Raw genomic sequence first — 23,381 nt, 5'->3', positions numbered from 1 at the left:
CCCAGTCAGAGGAGCCATATTAAAGAAGCCCGCTTAGGAAACTAAGCGGGCTTTTTGCTTTTCGGGACTGCTGCATCTTTGACGGAGTCAGATTTTGTTGACGCAACACAAATCTGCGGCTCACACAGAGGTGAAGAGTCGCGCAAGCTCTGTCTGCAAAACCGATAGCTATGGGCATCCAGCCACTCTGTAGATCTCAGAAACCACCTGCATCGTTGCGTCTTCGATCGCGCCTTCATTACGGCATAAAAACCAGCCGTGATGTGCAATTTCTCGCTCGAACGCGCGGGTGCAAGCAACGTGCTCTTCCAGCTTATGAATCACCGTACTACTTAGCCCACGCGGTCGGCCTGCGGCCCTCGCCCATGAGATATCAGGCGCAGTAACCACCCCGACATGCAGGTCCGGCGTGCGCACGTTTCGTTCCATATTAAGCTGTAAAATCTCGGCAAATGGCACCATCCGACGAAACGCGGCATCCGAGGGATACCAGCGATCCATCAGGATAATGCTGTCCGCTGGCTGTTTAGTCAGCACCTGCCGGGAAATCCATGCACGGCTATCAGCAAAGCGCTCACAGACCTCCCATTCCAAATCCAGGGCGGGGTTTCTGGCGAGTTTGTTAACAAGGGCCATTGTTTCCCCCCTGTAGGGATCGCTTTTTTTCTCGCAAAGTCGGATGACCTTCTTGTTGTCTGCCCTAAGTACCTTCGTAATGGCTTCCAACAGCGTGGTTTTACCGGCTCCCTTGGGCCCATCCAGAGTAACAAACAGCTGGCGACTCATTCTGCAAATGACGATTGATACAGGGTTTTTGTAAAGCTTGAATCTGGCAAAAGCATCTGACTTCCTTCGTATGAATAGCTGCCCATCCTCTTCGTTCGTCTGGGCACCTGGCGCGTCAGCGCGAATCGGATAGAGGGCTCTTATAAACAGACACTGATGAACATTCTGCCAGTGGTGCGACCTCCCTGGTTTAATCACCCAGGATTAGAGCCGTTTATGGTCATTATCCCTATGTTACGACCTGCGCGATGCAGTTTAAGAGATCCGCGTAGAAAACGGAAAACATCCGACGCTAGGCCGTTTTTGAAGCAGGCAGGCGTTGACGGGTAGCTTTGAGCGAACAGCGGACCGTCAACATTCGCTGCTAATCCACCGGTAACGATCGCTTTATGATCAACAAGGCTCGATGACTTTTTTCTGTGTACCTGGTGAGTTACTTAAGCTGTATGACAACCTTTCCCTTAGCATGTCCTTTTTCAAGATATGACAACCCCTCCAGGCTTTCTTCAAAGGGGAAAACTTTATCAATAACGGGCTTAAGCTGTCCGCCTTCAATTAAGGTTGCAATCTCTGACAATTGTGCGCCGTCAGGACGAACAAAAAGGAACGAATATTTAGTCTTGTGGCGCCTTGCCTGAGAAATGATTTTCCGGCTTAGTATCCAGAAAATCATTTTCATTACTTTATTCATGCCCCGCTGACGGGCAAATGGCAAATCCGGCGGTCCAACAAGTGAGACAACTTCAGCCCCAGAATTCAGGATTTGCAGTGATTTTTCAATGCTGTCACCACGGACAGTACCAAGAACAACGTCGTACCCGCTCAGCACGCTTTCAACGTCCTGACTTTTGTAATCAATGACAAGGTCAGCGCCCAGTCCGGTGACAAGGCTGGCGTTAGGCAGACTGGTCGTGGTTGCCACTGTGGCACCCAGATGTTTTGCCAGCTGGATAGCAAATGTTCCTATGCCACCAGACCCTGCGGGGATAAACACTTTCATTCCCGCTTTCACTTGCGCCCGTTCAAAAGCCTGCCATGAAGTCAGCGCCACCATCGGAAGCGAAGCTGCTTCGACAAAACACAGGTTTTGGGGTTTTAGCGCAGCGGCATGCTCCGGAACGAGGGCGTACTCAGCAAGCGCACCACGGTCCATGTCAAATATGCTGGCATAGATGGCATCGCCTTTTTTGAAACGAGTGACATTTTTGCCAACAGCCTCAATAACGCCTGAAAGGTCGCTTCCCACTACAGCGGGTAATGTGAGGGGAAGGATCGGTTTGAACAACCCTTTTGGTATCATACAGTCTATGGCGTTCAGCCCCACAGCATGCACGTTAATCAGCAGTTCGTTATCTCCCACTGCAGGCTGAGGAACAGAATCAAATTCTGTCAGGCCAGGCTTACCATATTTTTTAAGCACCAGTGCTTTCATCGTGTGTCCTTGCCTTTAGTAAAGAAGCGGATGTTCAAAATGTCCCGCCATCGGCGGGACCTCAAAATTAGGCCAGAGAGCCAAGGTCTTCGGCACGAAAACCCTGGAGTTCATCCGTTTTACCCGCCCGGACTTTTTGCACCCACTGCGGATCGGAGATCAGTGCGCGACCGACGGCGATCAGGTCAAACTCACCACGTTCCATTCGGGTGTAGAGATTATCCAGCGCTGCTGTGCCAGAACCCTGTCCGCCAAACGCACCGAAAAAGTCCCCGGACAGGCCGACAGAACCGACGCTGATGGTGGCAGCACCGGTCAGTTTTTTGGCCCAGCCCGCAAAATTCAGCCCATCGTTTCCGTCCTGCTCCGGGAATTCCGGCTCCCAGAAACGACGTTGGGAACAGTGCAGAATGTCCACGCCGGCCTCGACCAGCGGAGTCAGCCAGTCAGCCATCTCGCGCGGTGTGTTTGCCAGACGCGCGGTGTATTCCTGCTGCTTCCACTGGCTGACACGGAGAATAAGCGGGAAATCCGGACCCACGGCAGCCCGTACGGCACGCACAACGTCAGCCGCGAAGCGGGCGCGCTGCAGAATGGTTTCACCTCCCCATGCATCGGTACGACGATTGGTGACCGACCAGAAAAACTGGTCGATCAGATAACCGTGTGCACCGTGCAGTTCTACGGTATCGAACCCAAGGCGCCTGGCATCGGCTGCGGCGCGGGCAAAGGCCGCGACTGTATCGGCAATGTCCTCTTCCGTCATGGCCACACCGCGGGGGTCATCTGCGCCGACCAGCCCGGAAGGGCTTTCAACCGGCGCGTCAGGCTCCCATCCTTGTGCGCGTGTAGAGCCGGTATGCCAGATCTGCGGCCCTATACGTCCTCCCGCTGCGTGTACCGCGTCGGCTACGCTTTCCCAGCCCGCCAGCGCCTGTTCGCCGTGAAAGAGGGGAATTCCCGGCATGTTGCGTGATGCCGGACGATTAACCACGGTACCTTCAGTCAGGATAAGCCCGGCTTCGCCTTCGGCGCGACGGCGGTAATAGTCAGCCTGAGCCTGACCAGGCACACCTTCGGGTGCCATACCGCGGGTCATGGGAGCCATTACGATACGGTTTGGTAGTGTCATCCCCTTCAGGGTGAAAGGGGTGAAAAGAATATTGTCACTCATTGCTCTATTTTCCTTACGGTGAAACAGGGGTTATTTGGTGTCACTGAGATAGCGAGGGGCGGCGTGTTCCTGACCGTATTCCGTCAGCATGGCCTGGCGGGACTGTTGATGGGCGGTCCACAACGACTCTTCATGTAGAGGAGGAATGGTCACCGCTTCCCGGCGATCGAAGCCGGTAAGTGCTGCATCAACCAGTTCACCGGGATCCATCACGCCGGTCATGGTATTCACGTCTTTGCCGGAACGCTCCCAGATTTCAGTGCGAGTGGCCGATGGCACAACAGCCTGGACATACACGCCCTGTGGACCCAGTTCAAGGCTTAATCCCTGCGACAGGAAAAGCACAAACGCCTTGGTGGCGCCGTAAATCGTCATGCCAAATTCCGGGGCCAGACCGACCACGGAACTGATGTTAATAATTGCGCCGGTGCCTGCTTTGGCCAGACGAGGGGCTACCGCGCGTGCCAGGCGGACAACGGCAGTAAGATTAACGGCGATCAAACGGTCGATGTCTGCCTGTGTCTGGGTGGTAAATGTACCAGACAAACTCATCCCGGCATTGTTGACCAGGACAGTAATGCGGTCGTCGGTTTCGAGGCGTTTTGCCACGACATCGAGATCCTCTTCCTTAGTCAGATCTGCGGTCAACACGTCCACCTCAACGCTGTACTGCTCCCGCAGTCGGGCAGCAAGCGTCTCCATGCGAGCGGTATCACGGGCAACCAGAACAAGATTATGCCCGCGGCGGGCAAAACGGTCGGCATACACGGCCCCCAGGCCGGTTGATGCACCAGTGATTAATACAGTCGGTGTTGTCTCAGTCATTTTTAGTTCTCTCTCGGGGAAAAAATTGTCTTGCCTGTCTTTTTAAATGATGATTGACATGTATAATAAATGTCAATCATCATTTATCAAAACAAACTGAGTGGGAGACAGCATGCGATACACAACATTTGGACGTAACACCGGCCTGCGCGTATCAGAGCTGGCCCTGGGAACAGGAAACTTCGGGACAGGCTGGGGATATGGTTCCGAAAAAGAAGAAGCCCGGGCCGTGTTTGACGGCTATGTGAATGCCGGAGGCAATTTTATCGATACCGCAGATGCTTACCAGTTTGGTCAGTCTGAGCAGATGATTGGTGATTTTATTGCGGCCGATCGCGATCATTTTGTGATTGCGACCAAATATACCCTGAGCGCACTCCCGGATGCCGGGGTTGCCAGGACGGGTAACAGCCGCAGGAACATGATTGCTTCGGTTGAAAACAGTCTGAAACGTCTGAAAACCGATCGCATCGAGCTTTTATGGGCTCATTTCGATGACCAGATGACACCGCTGGAGGAAATCGTCCGGGCTTTCGATGATCTTATCCGGGCAGGAAAGGTGCAGTATGCCGGGCTGTCCAACTTCCCCGCCTGGAAGATTGCGCGCGCGGAAACACTGGCTGAATTGCGCGGCTGGTCGCGTATTGCGGGTATTCAGGTTGAATACAGTCTGGCCGAGCGTACCGCCGAACGGGAGCTTTTGCCGATGGCCGATGCGCTGGGTCTGGCCGCCACCATCTGGTCCCCACTGGGTGGTGGAATGCTGACGGGAAAATACCGCACCAGCCAGGAAGGTCGACTACAGGGTTTTGCAGGTCGACTGGTTCATACAGAGCAGGATCCGACACTTCTGGATGAAGTCTTCAGCGTGGCTCAGGAACTGAATGTCATGCCAGTACAGGTTGCCATGGCCTGGCTTCGCCACAGAGCTTCGCAGTTGCAGACGCCGCTGATCCCCATCATTGGTTCGCGTACGCCAGTCCAGCTTACCGAAACACTGCTGGCGCTGGATATCAGACTCAGTGATACCCAGGCAGCCCGACTGGATGACATCAGTGCGGTTTCAGCCGGTACTCCGCATCAGCAGATTGCCGGAACTTTACCGCGGGCACAGGGGCTGGGTGCTGAATATGGTAAGATCACACCACCACGCGCCTGAGCAGGCGATATGTTTTACAGGGGCAGGTTAACTGCCCCGGCTGGAAGTAACGGGAGCAAAAATGGCCAGAACCGGACGAGTGTCAAGAGAGCAAAGCGAGATTAATCGCAACAGCATCATCACTACCTCATCACAGTTGTTCAGAGAACGGGGACTTGATGGGGTCAGCGTTAAGGACATTATGTCTGCTGCCGGACTGACCCATGGAGGATTTTACGGGCATTTCAGTTCTAAAGACGCACTGGAAGCGGTCGCCTGCGAGCAGGCATTCGAAGAGAGTCGTTCGGCGATGGCAGAAAGCGGTATAAGCAGTTTTCCACAGCTTGTTGAATACTATCTTTCACCCCGTCATCGGGATGCTCCGGCCAGCGGTTGTGCCGTTGCGGCACTTGCCATTGATGTACAGCGTAAAGGGGAAGATAAGCCGGTGCATGAGGCTTATATTTCCGGTGTCAAAAAAATGGCTGAGAGTATTAAAAATATGCAGGACGGTGTCCCGGCGCCCGACATCAATGACAGGCATCTTATGCAGCTTGCTCTGATGACCGGCGCCCTGATGCTGGCCAGAGCGACCAGTGGTGATGATATCTCTGAACGTTTTCTTACGGCTGCAAAAAAGGCATTGCTTGAAAGCAATTGTGTTTGAAGATCTATAACTCATACCCTGCATAAATATTGTCATCCCGCAGAGACAAGCTGGAATCGCATGATCTTATGGATCTGCCCAGAACGTTGTTAAACGCCCGGTTCCAGTTCATAGATGCTACAGATGTGAAGGTGAGTCAGCATCTTGAGTACATTTTCAGCAACCGACTACAGTATTGTCTGAGATACTCAGACACCACGATGACCTTCTCCCCTATTGCTATCTGGCATCTGCATTACTCGTTATATCTGCTCCTGGGCACGGAGCGGACCAACTAGCTGGTTGTCAGGTCCGCTGTGAGCTGTGAGCTGTGAGTTCAACGGGTCGATGCAACGCTATCCTTAATCAAGGGGGGCGTTGCCATGAAACGAAGAATGCGCATTAACTACACGCCAGAACAGAAAGCGATTATCCGGGACAGATATAAGCAAGGTGATTCCCTGCATGAGATCGCCAGAATGTTCGACAGATTTCATTCTTCTATCATGCCTACTATCCACCAGACGGGTGGATATCGTCCCCCTGTCCGAAAGCGGCACCGGTTAGCGCTTTCGCTTGATGAAAGAGAGGAGATATCCCGAGGACTGGTAGCAAACCAATACCGTGCAGCAAAAGCGGTACTGCTGCGTGGGAAAGAATGAGGGTCAATAAGCTCTTTTCGCAGTAATACACTTCTCAGTCACGCTTCACAAACCGTACCGGCATACTGCGAATCCCGGTATGCTTATTGCTGCGCACCCAATTAACATCGCCATCCAGCCTGAAGCCATCCACCTGTTCCAGCAGGTGATGCAAAATAACGCGCATTTCCAGCCTCGCCAGCTGGGCGCCAAGACAGCTATGCCCCCCGCCGCCAAATGCCATATGCAGATTCTTCTGACGGCCAATGTCGAACGCAAAAGGTTGCTCGTAATAAGCATCATCCCGGTTGGCCGACGCCCACCATAACGTGACTTTCTCTCCCCGGCGAATCAGCCGGTCGCCGATAATCACATCGCGCGTTGCCGTGCGGCGGTTATAGGGGGTCGGTGAAGTCCAACGCAGTATTTCGTCGAGCGCCGAATTCATCAGCCCCCGGTCCTGCTGCAGACGCAGCCACTGCTCCGGATGGTGAATAAATGCCAGAATACCGCCGGCAATGGCGTTACGCGTGGTTTCCAGCCCTGCCACCATGACCACGATGAACACCATCAACTGTTCCAGCGGCGTCAGTTTTCCCAGCCCTTTGGCTAGCTCGCCGGTCACCGCCAGCGACACAATATCGCTGCCCGGGTTCTGGCGTTTCTCTTCGACGAACTTATGCCCGTAGGCCATAAAGTTCTGCATCCCCTGCTGGCTACTGATGCTGGTTTCACCCAGCTGACGGTCCGAATAGTCCAGCACGGCGTTAATCCACGCAAAAATCTGATGGCGATCGTCGTGTGGGATGCCGACTAAACTGGCGATAGCAAACAGCGGCAGCTCTGCCGCGATGGCCGAGACGAAATCGACGCGTTCCTGCTGGAGCGCGGCCTGTACGGCTGACCTTGCGGCGGCAAACAGCACATCCTCCATCGCCGCCACGCGGGCATTGGTGATGGCCGGAGCAATCAATCTGCGTAGCGCCTTATGGCGCGGATCGTCCATCATATTGATTACCGAGCCCGGCCCCATTTCACGCGGTAAATCCTCAATCATGGTGCCCCCGCCCTGCCGATCGCCGCCGCCGGCGGAGGAGAAGGTGTCGTTATCTTTCGCGATGGCCGCAATGTCGTGATAGCGCGTAAACACCCAAAATCCTTCGCCATCGGGCGTTAGCGCCGTGCGGGGATGGAACAATGCCCCGCGGTGGCGCCGCAGGTCGGTGAATATCTGATGTGGAAACCCGCGGCTGAACAGGTCCAGATTGGTCAGGTCCACGTCAGGCAGCGGCCACAACTGCGCGGCCTGTTCACTGTTGATAATCGCTTCGGACATCGTTACCTCCCCGGTTTATTGCAGACGCCAGCCTTCAGCACGGTTGCGCGCCTGCCAGAAATCGGCATAGCGACCGCCTGCGGCCAGTAATTGCTGATGGTTGCCCTGTTCGATAATGTGCTGCCGATCCAGCACCAGAATCTGGTCAGCGTTTTGGATGGTCGAGAGCTGATGGGCAATGACCAGCAGCGTACAGCGATGGTGCAGAGACCGTAATCCGGCGGCGATCGCGGACTGATTCTCTGCGTCAAGAGCGCCGGTGGCCTCATCCAGCAGCAATATCGGCGCGTTTTTCAACAATGCGCGCGCGATGGCCACGCGCTGGCGTTCACCGCCGGAAAGCAGGCCTCCGCCCTCACCAACCTGGCTTTGCCAGCCATCCGGCAGACGCTGCAGCAGCTCGTCCAGCCGCGCCAGCCTGACCACCTGCGCAATTTCCTGCGCATCGGCCTGCGGATTGCCAATCAATACGTTTTCCCGCAGGGTGCCGCTGAACAGATAATTGTCCTGAAAGACTGGCGCGATCAGCGACATGTGCTCGCGACTGCTTAACTGGCGCAGATCGGTGCCTCCCAGGGTAATGCTGCCGCTGTCGGGATCGAAGAAACGCGCGATCAAACGCATAAGGGTGGTTTTACCGGCGCCAGAGAGGCCCACCAGCGCCGTGGTGGTGTTGGCGGGCAGCGTAACCGACACATTTTTCAGGATCGGCCGCTCGGGTTGATAGCCAAAGGTCACGTTATGCAGCTGAATGCTGGCCTCGCCGCCGTATAGCTGCGGATCGTCGGCCTGCGGCAAGGGTTGCTCGGCCAGTACCCGTTCCACCGCATCCATTTGGGCAGAAGCCATACGGATCCCGGATCCATAGGCCGCCACTTCGGTAAGGGGATCAATCACCCGGTTAATCAGCACCAGCAGCGCCAGCAGCGTGACCAGCTGCTGCGGATCGTTATCAGCCAGCCCCAGCCAGGTGACGCTGGCCATCAACGTCAGGAAGCTGAGCTGCGCCAGCCAGGAGTTCGCCAGTAACGGCGGCAGCACCAGCCACAGCTGGCGTTTACTGGCCCGATGTTGTGCCACCAGGGCGGCATCAAAATTGGCATGTCCCTGCTCGCCGCAGCCGTGAGTGCGTAGCACCATTTGGTTCTGCGCAAACTCAAGCATACGTTCGCTGGCTTCCGCCGTGGCAAGGTGAACGGCTTCGTCTGCGGCGCGGCCCAGCCTGCCAGCCCACCAATAAACCAGCGCCACCAGCGGAAAAATCACCAGCGCGATCAGCGCGATACGCCAGTCGAAGAAAAAGGTAATCGCCACCACCACCAGCGGCGTCAAGGTGGCGCGCATGAGAGGGCTTAACTGATGGGCGGGCAGCCCGAGAATTTCCATCACCCCCTGACTGAGCAGCACGCCAAGCTGGCCGGTATTGGCCGGGCTGAACCAGCCCAGCGGCAGAGTCACCACGTGGTCGCCAATGCGGTGACGTAGGGTATTCAGTAGCGCTATGGCCACCCTGAAGCCGCCCAACGAAGCAACGTAGTTAAGATACCAGGCGAGCAACGTAGCCAGCGTGAGCGGCAATAACCACCACGTCGCCCGGGTGATATCATCCTGCAATAGCGCCTGGACGATCGGCACAACCATCGCAAAAGCGATCCCCTGCACCAGGCAGAAAAGCACCATCAGAATCAGGTAACGTCGCAGAACCCTGGCGTTATCTTTGCCCAGCAGCGACGAGAGACGGGTCAGCAGCATACCTCCTCCTTTGATGGTGAGAACTGGGCCTGCCACAGACGCGCGTATTCACCCTTGTTAGCCAGCAGCTGGCTATGCGTTCCCTGTTCCACAATACGTCCCTGCGCCAGCACCACGATATTATCGGCGTTAACCACCGTCGCCAGGCGGTGAGCCACCACCAGCAGCGAGCGATTACCCTGTTGAGAAATGAGCCGGGAGAGCGTGTCCTGAATGGCGGCCTCCGACTCGGCGTCAGCCTGCGCCGTCGCTTCATCCAGCACCAGCAGCTGCGGCTCCTTGAGCAGCGCTCTGGCAATACTCAGGCGCTGCGCTTCCCCGCCCGACAGGCGGGCATCTTCGCCATAAACCGACTGATAGCCGCGCGGCAGTTGCAGAATGCGTTGATGGATATTGGCTGCCTGCGCCGCGGCAATCACTTGCCGATCGGTGGCCTGCGGATCACCGAGGGCAATGTTGTCTCTGATGCTGAGCCGCAGCAGCCGCACCTCCTGAAAGACGCAGCCAATCTGACGATAGAGATGGTCGGTCGCGATATTCGCCAGATCGACTCCTCCCAGCATAATCCGGCCGGCGTCGGGCTCAGCAAAGCGCAGAAGTAGCTTCGCCAGCGTTGATTTGCCCGCCCCGGATGCGCCAACCAGCGCCGTTACCGTACCGGGTTCCAGCCTCAGGGATACGTCATGCAGAATCTGGCGATCGGGCCCGTAGCTAAAGCTGACGCGCTCAAAGCGCACCTGGCTGCCCGCATTGAGCATCACCCGCTCCGGCTCCTTTTGCTGAGGGATCGCCAGTAACCCGGCCAGGCGAGTAAAAGCCCCCTTCGCCATCTGCAGTGACTGTGCGCTGCTGCTTAACGTGCCAATGGGCACCGAGACCCCCAGCCCCAGCACCGCAAACGGCAGGAGTTGCCAGACCTCCATCCAGCCGAGATGAATAAAGGTGACGCCGCCAACCAGCACCAGCAGCAACAAGGTGATCGGCGCGATAATCACCCCGGAGAGGCTTTCCGGCTTGATCAGCGGGCGCACCCAGTCGAGAAAGAAATCGCGAAAGCTGTCTACCGCCCGGCGATACGCCTGATGAGCAACGCCATGCTGGCCGAAGGTTTTCACCACCGGTATGCCCTGGACAAACTCCACCACCGAGCGATTGACCTGCTCCAGCTGCTGGCCGTACTCCGCCATTTTGGCCTGGCTGGCACGCATAATCCGGCGATAGAGCAGAAAAAAGAACGGTAGCGGAATCAAGGCGATCAGCGTCATCCGCCAATCGATGAACAGCAGGTAGCCGTAGACGCACAGCAGGGTGGTGGTGGCGTTTGCCAGGTTCAGATAGGAGTGCGCCACCAGATGATGAATGGCGGTCACGTCATCCTGCATACCCTGCTTAATTCTGCCGCTGCTGTTGGCGCTGAACCAGCTGAGCGGCGCGTGCGCCATACGACGCGCTAGCTGGCGGCGCAGCCACAGGGAGAACGCGTTGTCAGCGAGGTGCGTCGTGAGATCGGCCAGCCCGCGCAACGCCAATCCGCCTCCCAGGCAGAAAGCGGATATTTTCACGATATGCCAGGCGAGGGCCGCGCGGTCTGCCTGCGCGCTCATCAGCACCCGCGCCAGTTCAGTCAGACCAATCAGCGGGGCCAGCACCAGCGCCGATGAACCCACCTGAAGCACTACCGCCAGCGCAATCCAGCCGCGAACCGGTCGTAATAGCCCGGCCTGCTGAGGTTCAGTCTCGCATGTTGAAGTCATCACAAATCTCCTTGTCAAACACCGCGCCTGGATCAGCGTCACCGCCGCTGAGATGCAGACCTGCGGTGCAAATCTGTCTGGCTGCCGGTAAATCATGGGTAATAAAAAGCACTGCCATGCCCTGCGCCAGCAGCTGACTCAGCAGTTGCAGAATCGTGCGGGCGCTGAGCACATCCAGCGCCGAGGTCACTTCATCGCAGATAAGCACGCTGGGCTGACCCGCCAGCGCCCGCGCCAGCGCCACGCGCTGCTGTTCGCCGCCGGAGAGCTCTCGCGGCAGGCGGCGGGCGTAATCGCCGGGCAGTCCGACCTGGTGCAGCAGCGCGGCCACGCTGCCTGGGTGGGATAATCGATACCGATCGAGCGCCTGCTGCAGCTGCTGCCCAACGCTGCGCAGCGGGTGCAGCGAATGGGCTGGGTCCTGAGGCACCAGCGCGATGGCGCGCTGCTGTTCGCGGGAGCGCCGGCGCACATCGCTCGCCAGCGGTCGATCGTCAAGGTTAATAGCGCCCTGATGAGGGGGATTTAGCCCCGCCAGCGAGCGCGCGAGGGTGCTTTTACCGATGCCGGATGGCCCGGTGACCGCAAGGCACTGCCCCGGATGCAGCGCGAAACTCAGCGCCGGCAGCGCGGTCGGTCGCGAATCCCCCGGATGCCAGTGCGTAACCCGCAGCAGCGGCTCCCCCTCAGTGGTTACCGGTCGCGAGCAGGTCACAGGAGACAACCACGCCTGCAGCAGCGGGCTTTTTGGGGTGGCAAAAAGCTGCCGGGTGTCACCATATTCCAGCTGCTGCCCGTTATGCAGTACCAGCATCCGTTGCGCTATCTCCGCCACGGCGTTGAGCTGGTGACCGATCAGCAGCAGGGCAAAGCGGTATTGCCGCTGTAGCTGACGCAGTTCCGCCATCATCTGCTCACGATGTCGCCGATCTAATCCGGCGAAGGGCTCATCGAGAATGAGGAGCTGCGGGCGCTTCAATAACACCCGAGCCAGTGCGACCCGCCGACGCTGCCCGCCGGAAAGCTGGTGAGGTAAACGCTGCAGGAAAGCGTCATCCTGCGGTAATCCGAGCGACGCCAGCATCTCGCGAATGGCGTTGGCATCACCATGATGAAATTCATTAAGCTGACGCCGCACCGACATACCCGGCGTCAGCTCCTGTGCCGGGTCCTGGCCAAGCCAGGCGGTATGCCTGAATCTGAGCTGCCGGAGCTGGCGAGGCGTCGCCTGCAATACCTCGCACCCGCAGCAGATAATCTGCCCGTCGGCGTGGCGCTGCCCGGAGGTCAGGTCACCCAGCAGCGCGCGCCCAAGGGTGCTTTTCCCCGCCCCGCTGCCGCCAATCAGCGCCAGCGAACCACCCGCGGCCAGCTCAAAGTTAATATCCTGCAACACCGCATCGCCCTGCGGGTTGCGGATCGTCAGGCCGGATACCTGCACCACCCAGCGCATCAGATCCTGCTCCAGCGGTCAGTCTGCAAACTGATGGCCACCACCACCAGCGCGATACCAAGCGCAGGTAGCAGCGCCGCCCATGGGTTTAGCATCAGTCCGGGTAATCCGTCGCGCACCATTGACGCCCAGTCGATCCCGCCGGGAGTGGCGATACCGAGAAAACTGGCCGAGGCGAGCAGGTAAATCGCCGCGACTAAACGGGTTGTCCCATCGGCCAGGATACCGGGCACAATCACCGGCAGGACTTCGCGCCATAGCAGTAACGGCAGCGCATCGCCTGCCGCACGCGCGACCTCAACGTAACCGGTATCGAGGACGGGATCCGCCAGCGAACGTACGTAGCGCAGGGTAAAAGGGATATTGAGTAACGTCATCCCGATCAACAGCGCGACCTGCCCGTTGCCAAAGACATAGATCACCCCAATCAGTACCAGCAGCGGGGGCATGTACAGCAGCGGATCCAGTAACACCACCAGCCTTCTCCCGCGATCGGGCAAAGCCACCAGCAGCAGCGCGCACAGGCTGCCTAAAAATGAGGAGCACAGCGCGCACAACAGAGGGAATAGCAGAATATTGCGACCGCCGCTCAGCAGACGGCTCAAGACATCCCGCCCCAGGCCATCGCTGCCCAGCCACAGCGTTTTATCCGGCAGTTGCCAGGCCAGGCCGAGGCTACGCTGTGGGTTATAGGGGGCCAGCCATGGGCCACAGATAATCAGGGTAATCATCAATAAAGCGACGATTCTCACGAGCGCCTCCGCCAGGGATCGAGCCAGACCGCCAGGATATCCGCCGTGAACCAACACAGGGCGGTAATCAGCGCCAGCAGCATCGCTACCCCCTGAAGCAAAATGGCATCACGGGTATTCAGCGCCGTCAGCAGCAGCTCGCCGAGGCCGGGAAAGCCAAATACGCGTTCCACCACCACGGCGCCGCCAATCAGGTAGGGTAAACTGGCGGCAAACAATTGGGCCAGCGGCCCCGCAGCCTGCGGCAGCAAATGGCGGGCCACCAGCGTCAGCCCGCGCACACCGTTAAGGCGGGCGCTGAGGATATTGGGCGCGGCCGTCAGCCTTATCAGCGAGGCGCGTATCATACGCAGCAAATAACAGCCGCCGATCAGTGCCAGAGTCAGCGCGGGGAGAACCAGAATCGACCACTGGTCGCTGATATTGCCGGAAGCCGGCAGCAGGGAGACCGCCGGGAACCACCCCGCCCCAACCGCCAACAGCAGGATCATCAGAGTGGCAACAATAAATTCCGGGGTGCTTAATCCGCTCATTGCGATAAATGAGAGCAGCCGGTCCTGCCAGCGATCGCGATACATCGCCGCCAGTACGCCGCCGGAGCCTCCCAGCAGCAGCATCCCGCAGGCGGCCAGCAGCGCCAGCAGCCCGCTCCGGCGGGCGGCGGGAGCGATAATATCGGCTACCGGCTGTTGGCTGGTTATAGAGATGCCGGGATCGCCGCGCAGAATACCGCTAAGCCACTGCCAGTACCTTGCGGCAACGGGCCGATCGAGACCAAACTGATGCCGCAGCGTCTGCAACGCCTGCGGGGTGGCGCGTTCACCCAGTGCCTGCACTGCGGCATCTCCGGGCGCCAGCGCCAGGGTGAAGAAGATCAACATGCTAGCCAGCCACAGCAGCAGCAGAGCGCTGAGCAGACGCCAGAGGACAAATCTGGCCATCATTGGCCGGCCGCCATTCGGGCGCTGCGGAACAGAGGGATCCCCTGGTTGAGCTCAACGCCCTGTAAAGCCGTCACCGCCGCCGAAAGCCCATCGCGATATCCCCAGAGCAAATACGGCCCCTGTTGCCACAGCTGTTGTTGTAACCGGTCGAGCTGCTGCTGTTGGCGCTGCGGATCGAGTGTTTTACGCGCCTGCTCTACCCCTGCCACAAAATCGTCCGGATACCACCCGCCATAGTTATAGGGGTTGTCATTACCGAACAGCATCGGGATCGCCGCCAGGAAGGGGCGATTTAACGCGTACATCGACAGCATCTGCGCCTGATGCAGACGCGACATATCCCCCAGATAATCGGCCGCGGCCACCGTCTCAACCCTGAGGGTAATACCCACGTCGGCCAGCTGCTGGCGTAATAGTTCTGCCGAGTCGTTCAGCCCCGGAGTCAGATCGGCGGTCAGCAAGGTCAGCTGCGTGATCCCTTTTTTGCGCAGCAGCGCCTGCGCCTCGGCAGCATCGGTCCGGCGCTGAGGGAGCTGGCTGTCAAAACCGCTGAGCCCCTGGCCGAACACGTCATTCCCGAGATAGCCATAGCCGCCGAGAACCACATCAAGCAGCTGCTGACGGTTGACCAGCGTTTTCAGCGCCTGCCGGACCTCAACGTCGTCAAACGGTTTGACCCTGGTATTCATGGCAAAGTAATAACCGCTGGCATTCGCCACGCCGCTGCGGATGATTTGCCAGCCCTGACGTCCGTCCACGCTGCGGGCGCTGCTAACCGGAATATCAAAGGCATAGTCTGCCGCACCGCTCAGCAGGGCGTTTACCCGCGCCGTGGCATCGGCCAGCGGGCGAATTTCAATGCGATCAAACCACGCCGCAGGCTGCCATGCGTAAGGGTTGCGGCTGAGCAGCGCCCCGTTCTGCGCGTTGAAGGAGGCGACCTGATACGGACCGCTGCATACCGGGATCGCCGCATCGCCCCGCCCCTGCTTCCATACCATGCTGGCGGCGGTCAGCACGGTGGTGACCAGATCGGCACGCGGACGGGTAAGAACCAGCTCCAGCTCTTCGGCATTCACCACGCGGCTGGCCTGCATATCGACATCGCTGAAGAATCCGGCAAAGCCGGGAGAGGCGGCCAGGAAGCGCAGGCTCGCCAGCGCATCATCAGCGGTGAGCGGCGATCCATCGGAAAAGCGCACCCCGGAACGCAGTGAGACAGTCCAGCGCGTAGCATCCTGATTGGGGGTAATGGCACGACTCAGCTGATAGTCGGGACGGCCCTGCCGATCCGCCACCAGCACATCGCAGACGTTGCCGCTCACCGCCCAGGGGTAATAGGTTTGCGCGCGCCCGTAATCGAGCGTTTCGCTCTGGCTGCCCAACATCACCACCCGGAGAGTCCGGTCAGCGGCGGCCTGCGCGGCGGGCAGAGCCATTGTCACACCCAGGAACAGCCACCCTGGCAGGCGTAATTTCATCATAGTTGCATCCGGGTAAACTGAATGATGCGCCCGAACACCATCCGGGCGCAGCGGGTAATCAGAATTTAATTTGCGTGCCGACGCCCAACACGCGGCCATGTCCAACGGTAACCGCCTCGCTGCCCGGACCGTAATACAGACCAATGTACTGCGGGCGTTCATCCGTCAGGTTTTGACCAAAGACGTAGACATCGAAGGAGGAGAATTCCAGCCCCACTTTGGCGTTGTAGAGTTGGTAGGCATCAAGCTTGAAGTGGCTGCCGACATCCGCTTCACGACTGCCGACGTACTGATGCTGCGCCAGGGCGAAGATATTGGCTTCCGGCAGTCCCAGCCAGGCGGCAGAATCGTAGTATTGCAGCGTCAGGTTGGTGTTGAATTTCGGTACCGCCGGTACCCGGTTGCCATTGCGTGCGCCGGATGAAGCCGCGACATCATCCGAAACATTGCGTAATTCCGTATGGGTGTAACCCGCCCCGCCGCTGACCTTCCAGTGCTCTGCCAGCTGCAGCGAGCCTTCCAGCTCCATGCCGTAGTTACGGGTATCCATCGGCTTCGGCACGAAGGTGAATGAGGCGGAATCCAGCGCGAACAGGTTTTCATCTTTTACGCTGTTATAGAACAACGAGGCGTTCAGCTCGGCACGCCCGTCGAGGAAACGGTTTTTGCTGCCGATCTCGTAGCTCCAGGAGGAGGAATCCTTATAAGGCTCATCCTTCAAGCCGCTGGGCGCGTTGTTGGTAAAATTAGGGAAACCGCCGCTTTTCGCGCCGCGGGCGACGCTGGTATAGATCGTCGAGTCATCGGTCAGGTCATAACTCAGCGCCGCGCGGCCCGTCACCATGTCGTAATTCAGCACCCCGCTTTGATTGAAGGAGGCCACCGTCCCGGGGAAGCCGTTGGAACGATACAGCGATTCATAGGTTTTACGGTCATGGGTATAGCGACCGCCTAACGTCCCTTTCAGTTTTTCGGAGCCAAATAGCGGCACCGTCACCTCGCCAAAGGCGGCATAGCTGTCGGTGGTGTAATCCCCGTTACGCGTACCGTTGGTGGAAGCGAAGAACGCGGAATCATATTGGGTGGTCAGCTTGTAGCTGTCATGCAGATAGTTGATGCCGCCGACCCAGACAATATCCGCGTCATCGAGGCTACTCAGGCGCAGCTCCTGATACAGGCTGTTCTGGCTTTCGTCATAAGTACTCCAGTCGGTGGCTGGAATAAACGCCGACGTCGGCATACCGAACACTTTGCTAAACGTCAGCGCCTCGGAATTATTGGTCAGGTTTTTAAAATCGTAATGGTTCACCGCGGATACGGAGGTGAACTGCATCCGATCAAGCTGACGGCTGGCGGTTAATGACAGACCGGAGATCTCGCGATCGACCCAGCCTTTAGGATCCAGCTCCACCGTGGGGAAGTTCGGGCCATTTTTGAGAATGAAGTTTGACGGCGTGTTGTTGTCCCGCTCGTAGTTGCCGGTCAGCACGAAGCGGGTACGATCGTCGGGGGTGAAGACCAGCGAACCGCGGAACACCCCGGTTTCCACCTTGCCCAGCTTGCCACCCGGCGCGTTGTTATCCACATCGGCGCCCAGGTTGGAATAGGCGGCGGAGAAGCGCCCGCCCAGACGGTCCTCAATCAGTGGTCCGGAAACCGTCAGCTGACCCACGTTCTCGGATTCACTGTTCAGGCCCGCTTCCGCACGCAAGGTGCCTTCAAAGGTATCGCCAGGCTGGCGCGTGGTGATGTTTATCGCCCCCGCCTGGGCGTTGCGTCCAAACACCGTGCCCTGCGGGCCGCGCAGGACTTCAATCCGTTCAACATCCAGGAAACGCAGATCCGCACCGAAGGCCGGTTGCGGCACGCCGTCGATATAGGTCACGACCGATGTATCATCAAAGCCGAGCGGCTGGGCCATCGGCCCGACCCCTCGGATCGACATATAGGTTGAGCGCATATCCCCCAGTGAGCTGAAGCTGATGTTTGGCACGTCACGGATCAGGTGCTCCACATCATCAATGCGCCGATCGCTCAGCGTCTGGCGATCGAACAAGGTCATGCTGACCGGGACTTTCAACGGATCCTCTTTCACCTTACGAGCCGTCACCACCAGAGTTTCTTCTTTTTTGCTATCGGTGGTTTGTTCCGCGGTAAAAGCCGGGGCTGAAATCGCCAGACCGCACAGCAGGCAGAGCGGTTTAATGGTGCCAGGTAGATTTTGTTTTAAGCGAAACTGGTGTGAACTGGTGCGCATGACCATCCCCATGGTGCTGAAACAGAAACAAAAAAAATCGTTTTATATCTGTCACAATTATATGGGGGTGGTCCTACGACACCCTAGTTAACTCAGCTATGAGCAAAGCCAAATGAGTTATGTTTTCAGCCAGTCAGAGGCTGAGAGAATCGCGCGGAGGCATACCAAATTTGCGGCGATAGGCAGTAGAAAAGTTACTGGGATGCTGATAACCCACATAGTAGGCGGCCTGCTTGACCGTCCACCCTTCCGACTCTAATCCCTGACGGGCCCGGGTCAGGCGCTGGTCGCGCAGGAAGGCGAAAACCGACTGCCCCATGACCGCCTGGAACTTGCTTTTCAGCGCGCTGACGCTGATGCCAACATCGCGCGCCAGGTCGCACAGGCAGTGGTTGCAGTCCAGTTCGGTGACCAGCTTATCCCGCACCTTCAGCATCCGCGCCACGTCGCGATGCGGCGCCATTACCCCCACCTGGGGCACATCCTGATTCGCCGCGCGCAGCACCTGGGCCATCAGATCCAGTACGCAGCTATGGGTCTGCAGCCGACCAATCACGCAGTTATCGCAAAAGCCAAACAGCTCATTGGCCCGATCGATGGTGTACTGCGGGATGATCAAGCTAAAGACATGGTTACGTTGCAAAATACGTTCGACCTGATCCGCCAGCTCTTTATCGCTGATTCGTTCGGGAGCGGCCTGAATCACCAGGCTGCGGCAGTGATGCCCGCGCGGATTGCGGCACCACAGGCGCATACGATCTTTGGTGGCAATCACCTTCGCCATGCCCCGTTCTGCCGGCAGCGGGCTGCCGTCATCGAGGTGATAATTAGGCTCATCGCCGCCGAGGGTCAGTAAAATAGTCAAACAATGCTGAAGCGTGCCGCTGCGATGATCGTCGCCGTTGGCGGTCAGCTCATTGAGACAGAGGTTGACGCCATAGGGCAGCGTGACCGTTTTGATTGTCCCTTCAAACTCGCCAGACTGGCGAACCGAGCGGCTGGCATTTGCCAGCTCGTAGTCATAGCCCCACTGGTGCGCCATATCGGTTAACTGCTGCAGAGAATGTAACTGGTGAGTGGATTGCATAAAAAACCCTCTTTTGTAAGTACCCGGCTGGCGAAGTCGCCGGGTGCTTAGTTCCCGAAACGAAACTCAGGGAATCATCATACTGGGGTTTATAAATATGTAAATAATAATCATTATCAATTAATGACGCTCTCCCCATGCAACAAACAAACGGGGCAGGCTCTACGATCGCCGCATTACGCAGGCGCCCTTCTCAGCCAGGAGGGCGCTTTCGCAACAGGTCAATGAGCCAAAACATCAGCAGTTCTCGCGCCGGTTGCGTCAGGCATCATCCCTCATTTCGCCTGCGAAACCACCAGGTAAGGCGCCACGCTGGAAAGCTTCTCGCAGGTCTCCGTCAGCTCACGTAATGCATTCGACTGAGCAATCACCCCGGCTCCGGCCTGGATCCAGCTTCTCCGCGCATCCTGAAATGCGCTGCGCAGGACCAGTGCCGCTTCGAACGATCGTTCGCCTTCCAGCATCAGTATCGCGCCGGAGTAAAGTTCGCGCGGCACCGTCTCCAGGCGGAGGATGGCAGCCAGCGCCGGGAGCTTGGGAATACCGGATGCGGTGATCGCCGGGAACAGCACATCAAAAGCATCCCAGGCATCGCGCCCCGACGCCAGTTTGCCGCACACCTGAGACCCCAGATGTTGCACGCTCCCTCTTTCGCGTACCGACATCAGATCGGTGACCGCCACCGAGTCACGCACGCACAGCGTTTCCAGCTCCCCAATCGCCGCTTTGACCGAGATAACGTGTTCCACAATCTCTTTGCTATCGCTTTGCAGCTCAGCCCGATTGTAAGCATCTTCTCCCGCCGAACCGGATAGCGCGCGGGTGCCGGCCAGAGGTTCGCTGGTGACGATATCCTGCTCCACCGTCACCACCATCTCCGGGCTAAAACCGGTCGCGGCAAACGCCCCCTGCTGCAGCAAGAAACTGCGCGCCGGGGTATTGGACATTCTCCCGCGCCAGAGGGTCGCGGGCATGTCGATGCGCTCGGCAAGCGCCAGCGCGCGCGACACAATCACCTTGGTGTATTCACCGGCGGCGATCTCTTCAAGCGCGCGCGTCACCTGGTGCTGATAATCTTTCCCCTGCGCGGTGAGGTCGGCCAGCAGCGCCCCCCCGGCCGGGGCCGGGGAGATATCCTGTAACTGCCGGGCGAGGTGCCGGCATTGGTCAGCGCTGTGCGCCAGGATCGTCACTTCCCCCGCGTCAAAAACCAGTTCATCACGCGGCACGAGGAGAGACAGCAGCGGCCACTCCCCGGGCGGAAACGCGATCCCACGAATGCAGGCCGCGTAGTTAAATCCGGCCATACCGAAAACGCGCTGTCCTGCGCCGGCATGCTGCGCACGGAACTGACGGGCATAGTGCGCCAGCGACGAGGTAACGGGCGCTGTCCGACAGCCCTCTTCGCTTTCGGTTATGGCCTGCGAGCCATCAGGCGAAAGGGTTAAACTCGCCCGTTTACCCAGGCCAACATACCAGCATGGCGGCCGCTCATAGACATAGTAATCCTCCGTCGGATTCTGCCGGATAAGGCTGACAATCGCGGCCAGGGTCCGATCTGCGGGCAGATTGAGTCGAAGTTCGCTGCGTGTATCCGTCATGTTGACTCCTGAAAGTTAAACCGCCAGCCGGGCCGCCAGCGCTTGTTTATTGATTTTGCCAATCGGCGTCAGCGGGAAAGCATCAACCAGCGTCAGCCGATCCGGCCATTTAAATGGCGCGACCTGCTGCTGTTCAAGAAACGCCCGCATCTCGGCCAGGGTGAGAGGGGAATGGGCGATGACGACTGCATGGATCGCTTCCTGCTGCTCAGCGAACGTCTCTGCCAGCACCGTCACGTCGCGTACCAGCGGATGCGCCCGCAGGCACTCCTCGATTTCATCGGCGGGCACCGATTCCCCGTGGCGGTTGATGGTGTCGCGGGTTCGCCCCTCCACCAGCAGCTCGCCGCCGGGCAGCTGCCGTACCCGATCTCCGCTGCGGTAGAACCCCCCGGCGGCAAACGCCTGACGATTGTGTTCAGGCGCGCGATAGTAGCCGCGGATGGTGTAAGGCCCGCGAACCAGCAACTCCCCGGCCTGCCCGCGACCCACCGGCAGGCCCTGCTCGTCAACCACCCGGATCTCATCCTCGTCGCATAGCGGTCGGCCCTGCGTGGTGGTAATCAGCTCAGGCGAGTCATCCAGCCGCGTGTAGTTCAGCAGCCCTTCCGCCATGCCAAACACCTGCTGCAGCTGGCATCCCCAGCGGGCCAGCAGCCGGCGGGCGGCATCGGCTCCGAGCCTCGCCCCCCCCACCTGAACCAGCCTCAGCGAGCTAAGGTCGGGTTGCTCCCACTCCGTCGCGTCCAGCCATAGCGTTGCCAGCGAAGGGACCAGCGCCGTGAGCGTCACGCGGTGCCGATGAATCGCGTCAAACGCATCCTCAGCGGCGACGGTGGCCGGGACCACCACGCAGCCTCCGCGGGAAAAGATCCCGAGGATGCCCGGACAGGCGAGGGGAAAGTTATGCGCCATTGAAAGCACGGCCAGGTAGCGGTCATCCGGCTGGACATGGCAAAGCGCGGCGCTGGCGCGAAAGTTGTAGTGATAATCGGCGTGGGTGCGGGGGATCAGCTTGGGTAAGCCGGTTGTACCGCCGGAAAGCAGCAGCAGAGCAATATTGTGGGGCGCATCGCCGGGAGGCAATCCCGCCATCGCCGGCGCCTGGCTGGCGGAAAAACGCCGCTCCGTCGTGGAGAACAGGCTCTGACAGTCGGGTACCTTTGCGCGCAGGCTCTGCGCCTCAATTCCCGCCTGTTTGCCGTCACTCAGGAACCAGCGCGCCTGCGCCAGCTCCACCACGTGCAGGATTTCACGCTGGCGGTGAGCCGGTAGCATCAGTACGGGCACCGCCCCGTTAAGGATCGCCGCGAACAAGGCCACCACGAAATCGGCCCCGTTGGGCAACTGAATAACGACCGTTTCCCCGCCTTGCATCCCTCGCTGCCGGAGTTCACCGGCGAAACGACAGGCCTGGTTGATTAACTGGTGATAGCTCCAGCTGCGGTCCGGTTCGATCAGGGCGGTGCGGTCACCATACTGCCGCCATTGCAGAATCAACTGGCCGAGCGTTTCCGGCTGCCAGTAGCCGCGTTGCGTATAGCGCTCGGCCAGCGCCACCGGCCAGCGCATCTCCTCCGGCAGGATACGACGATCGGGGGAGGCAATCGGTTCAGACATACAGCACCCCCGCCTGCGCGGTCAGACGTTCAGCATGCAGCCCGGTTTCGCGGGCGAGATCGTCCAGACCAAAGGTATGCCAGACGCTCCGGTTACGGATTACCTGCGTGGCGCAGGGGCCGCCGCTTACCGTCCAGCATGAGGTCAGCAGCATGGTGTCGTTGGGTCCAGGCTCACCCTCGAGGGTCGCGTGATAGTGACGCTGGCCGATCGTTTCACTGGCCAACGTCATCGTCGGCAATACCATCGGTTTTTCGACCGGCAGCAGCTCCACGAACACCGGCGCGCCGGGTGCCAGCCGCGGCAGCAATATTGACCACAGCGCCTGACGCGCCTCCGTCGTCAGGTGTCCCAGCACCCCGAAGGCCACGACCGCACCCAGGCGTTCGGGTAGCTGCAGCTTGTCCACCGTGTCCGGGATAATCGTGACGCGCCGCCGCAGCTCCGGCCTTTGCGCCACGCAATGGGTCAGCACCGCGCGCATGGCCGGGGCTGGCTCCACCGCCAGAATATCCACCAGCGGCACGGTTTCGGCTATCGCCTGCACCGTTCGTCCGGTGCCAGCGCCGATATCCAGCACCGGGTCGTGAATATCGGTGAATGCCGACAGCCGCTCGCGCAGCGCGGTTTCACCCGCGGAGTGCGCGCGACCAACCAGATCGTAAAACTCAGCGACCGGAGAGTAGAAGTCTTCCATAG

At 58.9% G+C, this 23,381-nt stretch carries 18 protein-coding genes and 1 pseudogene; 3 read left to right on the top strand and 16 right to left on the bottom strand.

All coding sequences use genetic code 11. The features are described from left to right. Positions 1–168: 168 nt before the first annotated feature. From M2416_RS23220 to M2416_RS23205, 4 genes are all read right to left on the bottom strand, one after another. A complete protein-coding gene (locus tag M2416_RS23220; RefSeq protein ID WP_259227068.1) occupies positions 169–786 on the bottom strand; it encodes a dTMP kinase in 618 nt (205 codons plus the stop codon). Positions 787–1,219: 433 nt separating this feature from the next. After that, a complete protein-coding gene (locus M2416_RS23215; RefSeq protein ID WP_076945559.1) occupies positions 1,220–2,218 on the bottom strand; it encodes an NADP-dependent oxidoreductase in 999 nt (332 codons plus the stop codon). Positions 2,219–2,285: 67 nt separating this feature from the next. After that, the gene (locus tag M2416_RS23210; RefSeq protein ID WP_076945560.1) at positions 2,286–3,392 is read right to left on the bottom strand and encodes an NADH:flavin oxidoreductase; all 1,107 of its coding nucleotides are present in this window, start codon (positions 3,390–3,392) and stop codon (positions 2,286–2,288) included. A gap of 30 nt (positions 3,393–3,422) precedes the next feature. Continuing rightward, the gene (locus M2416_RS23205; protein ID WP_259227065.1) at positions 3,423–4,217 is read right to left on the bottom strand and encodes an SDR family NAD(P)-dependent oxidoreductase; all 795 of its coding nucleotides are present in this window, start codon (positions 4,215–4,217) and stop codon (positions 3,423–3,425) included. Positions 4,218–4,329: 112 nt separating this feature from the next. On the opposite strand from M2416_RS23205, the gene M2416_RS23200 reads away from it, so the two are divergent. From M2416_RS23200 to M2416_RS23190, 3 genes and pseudogenes are all read left to right on the top strand, one after another. After that, positions 4,330–5,376, top strand: a complete 1,047-nt coding sequence (locus M2416_RS23200; RefSeq protein WP_076945562.1) for an aldo/keto reductase — start codon at positions 4,330–4,332, stop codon at positions 5,374–5,376. Between the two features lie 61 nt (positions 5,377–5,437). Next, positions 5,438–6,022, top strand: a complete 585-nt coding sequence (locus tag M2416_RS23195; protein ID WP_076945563.1) for a TetR/AcrR family transcriptional regulator — start codon at positions 5,438–5,440, stop codon at positions 6,020–6,022. Positions 6,023–6,384: 362 nt separating this feature from the next. After that, a pseudogene (locus M2416_RS23190) lies at positions 6,385–6,615 on the top strand (IS30 family transposase); the annotation flags it as partial. 82 nt (positions 6,616–6,697) lie between these two features. Here M2416_RS23190 and M2416_RS23185 read toward each other — a convergent pair. The 12 genes from M2416_RS23185 to M2416_RS23130 all read right to left on the bottom strand — a co-directional run bounded on the left by M2416_RS23185 (position 6,698) and on the right by M2416_RS23130 (position 23,379). After that, the gene (locus M2416_RS23185; RefSeq protein WP_259227063.1) at positions 6,698–7,978 is read right to left on the bottom strand and encodes a cytochrome P450; all 1,281 of its coding nucleotides are present in this window, start codon (positions 7,976–7,978) and stop codon (positions 6,698–6,700) included. Between the two features lie 15 nt (positions 7,979–7,993). After that, a complete protein-coding gene (locus M2416_RS23180; RefSeq protein WP_259227061.1) occupies positions 7,994–9,730 on the bottom strand; it encodes an ABC transporter ATP-binding protein in 1,737 nt (578 codons plus the stop codon). Then, complete coding sequence (locus M2416_RS23175; protein ID WP_076945567.1) at positions 9,721–11,484, bottom strand: ABC transporter ATP-binding protein; 1,764 nt, start codon at positions 11,482–11,484, stop codon at positions 9,721–9,723. The genes M2416_RS23180 and M2416_RS23175 overlap by 10 nt, the downstream gene beginning before the upstream one ends. Next, positions 11,462–12,937: an ABC transporter ATP-binding protein gene (locus tag M2416_RS23170; RefSeq protein ID WP_259227059.1), complete on the bottom strand. Its 1,476-nt coding sequence runs from the start codon at positions 12,935–12,937 to the stop codon at positions 11,462–11,464. Before M2416_RS23170 ends, M2416_RS23175 begins: the two co-directional genes overlap by 23 nt. Further along, complete coding sequence (locus M2416_RS23165; protein WP_259227057.1) at positions 12,937–13,689, bottom strand: ABC transporter permease; 753 nt, start codon at positions 13,687–13,689, stop codon at positions 12,937–12,939. The genes M2416_RS23170 and M2416_RS23165 overlap by 1 nt, the downstream gene beginning before the upstream one ends. Next, entirely contained in the window at positions 13,686–14,633 is a 948-nt protein-coding gene (locus M2416_RS23160) for an ABC transporter permease (RefSeq protein WP_259227055.1), read from the bottom strand. Before M2416_RS23160 ends, M2416_RS23165 begins: the two co-directional genes overlap by 4 nt. Beyond that, on the bottom strand, positions 14,630–16,117 hold the full coding sequence (locus tag M2416_RS23155) for an ABC transporter substrate-binding protein (RefSeq protein WP_259227053.1): 1,488 nt from the start codon (positions 16,115–16,117) through the stop codon (positions 14,630–14,632). The genes M2416_RS23160 and M2416_RS23155 overlap by 4 nt, the downstream gene beginning before the upstream one ends. Before the next feature lie 58 nt (positions 16,118–16,175). Continuing rightward, complete coding sequence (locus M2416_RS23150; RefSeq protein WP_259227052.1) at positions 16,176–18,374, bottom strand: TonB-dependent receptor; 2,199 nt, start codon at positions 18,372–18,374, stop codon at positions 16,176–16,178. Positions 18,375–18,507: 133 nt separating this feature from the next. Beyond that, a complete protein-coding gene (locus M2416_RS23145; RefSeq protein ID WP_045859363.1) occupies positions 18,508–19,461 on the bottom strand; it encodes a helix-turn-helix transcriptional regulator in 954 nt (317 codons plus the stop codon). Between the two features lie 275 nt (positions 19,462–19,736). Then, on the bottom strand, positions 19,737–21,062 hold the full coding sequence (locus M2416_RS23140) for a salicylate synthase (protein ID WP_076945572.1): 1,326 nt from the start codon (positions 21,060–21,062) through the stop codon (positions 19,737–19,739). 15 nt (positions 21,063–21,077) lie between these two features. Further along, positions 21,078–22,682 (bottom strand): (2,3-dihydroxybenzoyl)adenylate synthase, encoded by a 1,605-nt coding sequence (locus M2416_RS23135; RefSeq protein ID WP_259227049.1) that lies wholly within the window; start codon positions 22,680–22,682, stop codon positions 21,078–21,080. After that, entirely contained in the window at positions 22,675–23,379 is a 705-nt protein-coding gene (locus M2416_RS23130) for a class I SAM-dependent methyltransferase (protein WP_076945574.1), read from the bottom strand. The genes M2416_RS23135 and M2416_RS23130 overlap by 8 nt, the downstream gene beginning before the upstream one ends. Between the last annotated feature and the right edge of the window lie 2 nt (positions 23,380–23,381).

Source organism: Klebsiella sp. BIGb0132 (assembly GCF_024810075.1).
Lineage (GTDB): Bacteria > Pseudomonadota > Gammaproteobacteria > Enterobacterales > Enterobacteriaceae > Klebsiella > Klebsiella terrigena.
This window is presented reverse-complemented; position numbering and strand designations above follow the sequence as displayed.

Coding starts and splice junctions, on each gene's coding strand:
- M2416_RS23205 (WP_259227065.1), bottom strand. CDS start 4,217: ATGACTGAGACAACACCGACTGTATTAATCACTGGTGCATCAACCGGC.
- M2416_RS23200 (WP_076945562.1), top strand. CDS start 4,330: ATGCGATACACAACATTTGGACGTAACACCGGCCTGCGCGTATCAGAG.
- M2416_RS23130 (WP_076945574.1), bottom strand. CDS start 23,379: ATGGAAGACTTCTACTCTCCGGTCGCTGAGTTTTACGATCTGGTTGGT.
- M2416_RS23210 (WP_076945560.1), bottom strand. CDS start 3,392: ATGAGTGACAATATTCTTTTCACCCCTTTCACCCTGAAGGGGATGACA.
- M2416_RS23220 (WP_259227068.1), bottom strand. CDS start 786: ATGAGTCGCCAGCTGTTTGTTACTCTGGATGGGCCCAAGGGAGCCGGT.
- M2416_RS23155 (WP_259227053.1), bottom strand. CDS start 16,117: ATGATGAAATTACGCCTGCCAGGGTGGCTGTTCCTGGGTGTGACAATG.
- M2416_RS23160 (WP_259227055.1), bottom strand. CDS start 14,633: ATGATGGCCAGATTTGTCCTCTGGCGTCTGCTCAGCGCTCTGCTGCTG.
- M2416_RS23140 (WP_076945572.1), bottom strand. CDS start 21,062: ATGACGGATACACGCAGCGAACTTCGACTCAATCTGCCCGCAGATCGG.
- M2416_RS23215 (WP_076945559.1), bottom strand. CDS start 2,218: ATGAAAGCACTGGTGCTTAAAAAATATGGTAAGCCTGGCCTGACAGAA.
- M2416_RS23135 (WP_259227049.1), bottom strand. CDS start 22,682: ATGTCTGAACCGATTGCCTCCCCCGATCGTCGTATCCTGCCGGAGGAG.
- M2416_RS23170 (WP_259227059.1), bottom strand. CDS start 12,937: ATGCGCTGGGTGGTGCAGGTATCCGGCCTGACGATCCGCAACCCGCAG.
- M2416_RS23145 (WP_045859363.1), bottom strand. CDS start 19,461: ATGCAATCCACTCACCAGTTACATTCTCTGCAGCAGTTAACCGATATG.
- M2416_RS23195 (WP_076945563.1), top strand. CDS start 5,438: ATGGCCAGAACCGGACGAGTGTCAAGAGAGCAAAGCGAGATTAATCGC.
- M2416_RS23175 (WP_076945567.1), bottom strand. CDS start 11,484: ATGACTTCAACATGCGAGACTGAACCTCAGCAGGCCGGGCTATTACGA.
- M2416_RS23185 (WP_259227063.1), bottom strand. CDS start 7,978: ATGTCCGAAGCGATTATCAACAGTGAACAGGCCGCGCAGTTGTGGCCG.
- M2416_RS23150 (WP_259227052.1), bottom strand. CDS start 18,374: ATGCGCACCAGTTCACACCAGTTTCGCTTAAAACAAAATCTACCTGGC.
- M2416_RS23180 (WP_259227061.1), bottom strand. CDS start 9,730: ATGCTGCTGACCCGTCTCTCGTCGCTGCTGGGCAAAGATAACGCCAGG.